Raw genomic sequence first — 5780 nt, forward strand, 5'->3', positions numbered from 1 at the left:
GGGGCGAGAGGGCTGCGTAGGAGGCGGGCGCCGAGCAGCATCAGCAGGGCGGCCAGGAGCATCGCCGCGGCGGCCGTCAGCCACATCGCCGGGTACCCGGCCGCGCCGGCCAGCGCGCCCAGGCCGAGCGGTCCGAGGCAGCCGCCCGCGTACACGCCGGTTTGGGTGATCGAGGTGGCGGCGGCCGGCGCCTGTGGGTGGAGCCGGACCACGGCGAAGTTCATCAGCCCGGGCCAGGCCCAGCCGAGACCGAAGCCGAGCACAACGCCCGCGATCAGCGGCGCCGAGCCGCTCACCGCGAGCAGGATCAGGCCGATCGAGCCGGTCAGCAGCATCCCGGCGATCAGTCCGACGTGCCCGCTGGTGCGCCGGTCGGCCAGCCAGCCGAGGCCCACCCGGGCGAGCACGCACACCACGCTGCCCAGGGTCAGCGTCAGTCCGGCCAGGCCGGGGGAGAGCCCTCGCGCCGCCGACGAGTCGACCAGGAACGTGCCGAGGGCGTTCGCCGCGGCCGCCGCGAGCGTCGCGGCCAGCCCGATCACCACGAGCGGGCCGGTGCCGCCGTTGCGGCGGCCGGAGGCGGTCCGGGCCCGCCGGTCCTGTCCGGCCCGGGGTACGGCCGGCAGCACGGCGAGCGCGGCCACGGCGGCAGCCACGAAGGCCCAGCGCCAGCCGGCGGTGAGTGCGACTGTGGGTACCGCCAGGCCGGCCAGCAGCGTGGCGGCCGGTACGGCGGCCTGCTTCACGCCGAACGAGAGGCCCTGCCGGTGGGCGGGTACGTGCTCGGCGAGCGCGGCGTTGCTGGCGAGCTGCCCGAGGGCGTTGGCGGCGGCGCTGAGGGCCAGCAGCGCCACCAGGACCGGGTACGACCGGGCCAGCCCGGCCACTGCGACCAGCGAGGCGGCAGAGAGGAGGATGGCGGCCCGGGCGACCGGGGCCGGGCCGAAGCGCTCGACCAGGGCGCCGGAGGGCACCGAGGCGAGCGCGCTCACGCCGAAGTAGATCGAGACGGCCAGGCCCAGACCGGCCGGGCTGAAACGGAGTTCGTCCGCGAGCTGTACGGCGAGACCGCCGACCAGGAAGACGGGCAGGACGCACACGATCGTGGTGAGGGTGGCGCCGGCGCCCACGGAGACGGCGTGTCGGGCCTTCGGCGGGTCGGTTCGCGAAACAGTTTCGGTCATCGCGAGCACACCTTACGCCGGAACGTTTTGGCTGCTCATCGTGTCCGTCGGCACACGGTCTGTGTCCGGTCTTCTGGCATCCTCCATCCGAACAGGCATTTCGCACTCGGCCGGTTTTTCATATGGTGTAAGTCCCCGGCGGCGGAGGTGGTTGTGCGCGACCCCTTGGCGGAACCTTCGGACCTGATCCGTAGTGTGTCTCGCGCGCTTCGAGTGCTCGAGTCGGTCGGCCGTGCGCCGAGAGGGCTCACCGTGAAGCAGATCGCCCGGCGCTGCGAGCTGACCGTCGCCACCACCTACCACCTGGTGCGCACGCTCGCGTACGAGGGCTACGTGATCCGGCGCGAGGACGGGACGTACATCGTGGGGTTGGAGGTGGCCGACCGCTACCGCGAGCTGGTCACCGCGTTCCGGGGGCCGCCGGCGGTGGGCGAGGCGCTGCGCCGCGCGGCGACCGACACCGGCTGGAGCCACTACCTCGGCCGTTTCGTCGGCGGTCAGGTGGCGGTGACCGCGTCCGCCGAAGGGCCGCGCTCGCCCTACATGGAAGACCTGGTGCCGGGCTTCGACGAGGGCGCGCACGCCACCGCGCTGGGCAAGAGCCTGCTCGCCACGCTCACCACCGAACAGCGCTTCCGCTACTTGCGCGAGTACGGCATGCGCCCGTTCACCACAGCCACCCTCACCACCGTCGAGGCGTTCGAGGCGGACCTGGCCGCCGGTGACCGGCGCGGCATGCAGCTGGAACTCGGGCAGTTCCGGCAGGGCGTGGCGTGCGCGGCGGTGCTCGTCACCCCGGACAAGGACATCGAGCGCCGGGTGGTGCTGGCGTGCGCGCTGCCGGCCGGCGAGATGATGACCTCGGCCCGGGTGGTCCGCGCCAAGCTGCTCACCGCCGCGCGCGCCGTCGCCGACGGGATCGCCTCGGAGAACTGACGAGCCGCGCGCGCCGTCGCGGACGGGATCGCCTCGGAGAACTGACGAAGGGCCGCCGGCGGTGGGTCGACGGCCCTTCGCGGAGCGGTCCAGCGCCGGGCCGCCCCCGGGGTGTGTCAGCTACCGACCGGGCCGCCGTCGAGGCGCCAGGTGACCACCACGCCGGGCTTGGCGAAGTCGCCGTCCGGCCAGGTGGAGGCCGGGTTCTCCACCGATGCGCCGGTGACCTCGCCCGGGTGCTGCACCGCCACGAAGACCGAACGGTTGTCACCGGTGATGAACGGGCCGCAGGTCTCCGCGCCGAGCGGCACGGTGAGGAACTGCTTCAGGTGGCCCCGCTCCGGACCCTCGACGGCCGTGGCGAACAGGCCGTCGTTGCTGCCGAGCGCGTTGCCGTCGGTCGAGATCCACAGGTTGCCGGTGGCGTCGAAGGCGACGTTGTCCGGGCAGGAGATCGGGGAGACCTTCGTCTTGTCGTACCCGGCGAAGTAGGTGGAGGCGTCGGCCGGGTCGCCGCAGACGATCGGCAGCGACCAGGTGAAGGTCTCGCCGGTGTTGTCGCCGCGGTCCTCGACCAGCTCCAGGATCTGCCCGTGCTTGTTGCTGTTGCGCGGGTTCGCCTCGTCGGCGGGCGCCTTGCCGGCCTTGCCGCGGTCGCTGTTGTTCGTCAGCGCCACGTAGACCTTGCCGGTGAGCAGACTCGGCTCGACGTCCTCGGGCCGGTCCATCTTCGTCGCGCCGACCTTGTCCCCGGCCAGCCGGGTGAACGTGAGCACGTCCGCGGCGGTCATGCCGTCGACGTACGAGCGGTTGCCGCTGGCCAGCTTGATCCAGCGGCCCCGGCCGCCGAAGCCGCCGTCGGCCGGGAGCGTGCCGGAACCGTCGATCTCGGCGGCCGGGCTGTCGCCCTCGATCTTCGCGACGTAGAGCGTGCCCGACTCCAGCAGCGTCAGGTTGTGCCGCCGGGCCACCGAGGACTTCCCCGGCATGAACTTCTTGTCCGAGACGAACTTGTAGAGGTAGTCGAAGCGCTCGTCGTCGCCCATGTACGCGACCACCCGGCCGTTGCGCGCCACGATGACGTTCGCGCCCTCGTGCTTGAACCGGCCCAGCGCGGTGTGCTTGCGCGGCTTGGCCTGCGGGTCGAACGGGTCGATCTCGACGATCCAGCCGAACCGGTTCGCCTCGTTGGGGTGCCGGGCCAGGTCGAACCGCTCGTCCGCCCGCTCCCACTTGCGGCTGCCGCTCGGGTGACGCACGTCGGTCGGGATGCCGTACCGGGCCAGCCTCGGCTTCTGCTCCTCCGGCGCGCCGTCGCCGCCGACGAAGTACTGGTTGAAGTTCTCCTCGCCGGAGAGCACCGTGCCCCACGGGGTGACGCCACCGGCGCAGTTGTTGAGCGTGCCGATCACGGTCCGGCCCTTCGGGTCGGCGGCGGTACGCAGCCACGCCGAGCCGGCGGCCGGGCCGGTCAGCTCGAACTTCGTCGCGAGCGCCGTGACCCGGCGGTTGTACTCCCGCCGGCCACGCCGTACCGGCCGCCACTGCCCGGTGTTCTCCACCCGCTCCAGCTCCACCACTGACATGCCGTGCGCGGCCATCGCCACCCGCACCTGCTCGACCGTGAGCGCGTCCTGGCCGGTGAAGCCGGGGAACATCAGGTCCTCGTTGGTGTACTCGTGGTTCACCACGAGCAGCGCGCGCCGCCGGTCGATGGGCAGCACGCCGACGAAGTCGTTGTTGTAGCCGAACTGCTTGGACTGGGCGGCGGCGGTCTGCCGGCCCAGGTCGAAGGCGGGCGCGCCGGGCACGACCTCGTCGCCCCAGCGGATCACGACGGAGTGGTCGTACCCGTTCGGGACGACGAGGGTGTCGAGCTTGTTCGGCGGGATCGGCTTGAACGTCAGCGCGCCGCCGCCCGGGCGGCCCGCCCCGGCGGGGGACACCTCGCCGCCGCCGGGCACGGGCGGGGCGGCGGGCGCGGCGGCGGCCGGCGCGGCGCCGGCGAGCGCGCCCACGGCGGCGCCGCCGAAGCCGAGCACCAGCGCGCCGACCGCGCCGGCCCGGACCACGCCGCGCCGGGAGATCTCGGTGTCGACCACGTCCCCGAAGTACGGGTTGTCGGTCGGGTTCGGCACCGGGTGGTCACACGCGTTGCCGCACCGGTACAGACAGGTCATCGCGTCGCGGCTGCCGTGGCGGGTGCCACCCAGCAGTGGAAGCAGGCGAGGCCGGTCGCTCATGTGGTGGAGCCTCCTGATTTCGACGTCGGAAGGCGCGCGGGTGATCGGCTCGCGCGCTCACCCGCCGGACGCTGCCAGGGCACGGTGAGCGGCGATCGGCCCGGACCTGAACCGGACGTGAACAGCTCCGCGTTGACCTGCGGCTGAACCGTTCGGCGTCACGGCACGTATGGAAGGGCGAACGCATCGCCGGTTTCCCCGCCGCCGGAAGCGAGGTACCGCCATCAGTGACCACGACGCCCAACTGCTGCGCGCGCTGCACGACGAGCATGCCGACGCGCTGTACGCGCACGCCCTGCGGCTGGTCAACGGCGATCGGCCCCGGGCCGAGGATCTCGTGCAGGAGACGCTGCTGCGCGCCTGGCGGCACCCCGAGTCGCTGGATCCGCGACGCGGCTCGGTACGCGCCTGGCTGTTCACCACCGCGCGGAACCTCGCCATCGACGCCTGGCGGCGGCGCTCGGCCCGGGTCGGCGAGGTGTACACGGACGAACTGCCGGAGACCGCCGAGACGGTCGACGAGACCGAGCGCGCGGTGGAGGCGTGGACGGTCGCCGAGGCGCTCAACCGGCTCAGCCCGACCCACCGGGAGGTGCTGGTCGAGTGCTTCTACCAGGGGCGTTCGGTGGCGGAGGCGGCGGCGCGGCTGGGCGTACCACCGGGCACGGTGAAGTCGCGTACCCACTACGCGCTGCGCTCACTACGGTTGGCGCTGGCCGAGATGGGGGTGACCGGGTGACACGCTGCGAGTTCGCGCACGACGACGGGGCGTACGTGCTCGGCGCTCTCGCCCCGGCGGACCGGGTCGCCTACGAGCGGCACCTGGCCGGGTGTGCGCAGTGCCGGGAGGCGGTGGCCGAGATCGCCGTGCTGCCCGGCCTGCTGGGGCGGCTCGACCCGGCCGGGCTGGAGCAGTTCCTGGAGGTCGGGCCGGAGACGTCGCGGGTGCCCGCGCTGCTCGACGCCGCGCGCGAGCGCAAGCGCCGCGACCGGTCCCGCTCCCGCCGACGGTACGCGCTGACAGCGCTCGCCGCCGCCGCGCTCGCGGTGCTCGCGGGCGTCGGGGTGGCTCTCGTGCAGCCGTCCGCCGAGCCGTCCAAGCCGCCGGTGGCGCTGGCCTCCATGCGGCCGGTGGCCGGGACGGTGCCGGTGCACGCCGAAGTGGGGCTGACCGAGACGCCGTGGGGCACCGAGGTCACCATGCACTGTGGCTACGACAGGCGGGCCGGGCACCGGGAGGCGTACACGTTCCGGCTGGTCGCGCACGGCCCGGACGGCGCGACGGAGCAGATCGGCTCCTGGCTCGCCGCGCCCGGCGACGACCTGCGCTTCTCCGGCGTCACCCGCTTCACCAAGGGCGAGCTGGTCCGCCTGGAGTTGCTCCGAGGCACAAACGCCCCCGTCCTGGCCTACGACC

General features: G+C 73.4%; 5 protein-coding genes. 3 read left to right on the forward strand and 2 right to left on the reverse strand.

Annotated features, from left to right (window positions below):
- On the reverse strand, positions 1 to 1184 hold a 1184-nt coding region (locus F8279_RS28975; RefSeq protein WP_151501639.1), incomplete at its 3' end, for an MFS transporter.
- A gap of 153 nt (positions 1185 to 1337) precedes the next feature.
- Here F8279_RS28975 and F8279_RS28980 point away from each other — a divergent pair.
- A complete protein-coding gene (locus tag F8279_RS28980) occupies positions 1338 to 2120 on the forward strand; it encodes an IclR family transcriptional regulator (RefSeq protein WP_091414544.1) in 783 nt (260 codons plus the stop codon).
- 116 nt (positions 2121 to 2236) lie between these two features.
- On the opposite strand, the gene F8279_RS28985 is transcribed toward F8279_RS28980, so the two are convergent.
- Positions 2237 to 4363: a PhoX family phosphatase gene (locus F8279_RS28985; protein ID WP_091414545.1), complete on the reverse strand. Its 2127-nt coding sequence runs from the start codon at positions 4361 to 4363 to the stop codon at positions 2237 to 2239.
- 169 nt (positions 4364 to 4532) lie between these two features.
- Here F8279_RS28985 and F8279_RS28990 point away from each other — a divergent pair, with 169 nt between their 5' ends.
- Both F8279_RS28990 and F8279_RS28995 read left to right on the forward strand, forming a co-directional pair.
- The gene (locus tag F8279_RS28990) at positions 4533 to 5102 is read left to right on the forward strand and encodes a sigma-70 family RNA polymerase sigma factor (protein ID WP_013283619.1); all 570 of its coding nucleotides are present in this window, start codon (positions 4533 to 4535) and stop codon (positions 5100 to 5102) included.
- Positions 5099 to 5780 (forward strand): anti-sigma factor (locus tag F8279_RS28995; protein ID WP_151501640.1); only part of this gene is annotated, 682 nt, incomplete at its 3' end. The genes F8279_RS28990 and F8279_RS28995, both read left to right, overlap by 4 nt.

It is taken from the genome of Micromonospora sp. AMSO1212t, from assembly GCF_008868145.1.
Classification (GTDB): Bacteria; Actinomycetota; Actinomycetes; order Mycobacteriales; family Micromonosporaceae; genus Micromonospora; species Micromonospora tulbaghiae.

Coding starts and splice junctions, on each gene's coding strand:
- F8279_RS28985 (WP_091414545.1), bottom strand. CDS start 4,363: ATGAGCGACCGGCCTCGCCTGCTTCCACTGCTGGGTGGCACCCGCCAC.
- F8279_RS28990 (WP_013283619.1), top strand. CDS start 4,533: ATGGAAGGGCGAACGCATCGCCGGTTTCCCCGCCGCCGGAAGCGAGGT.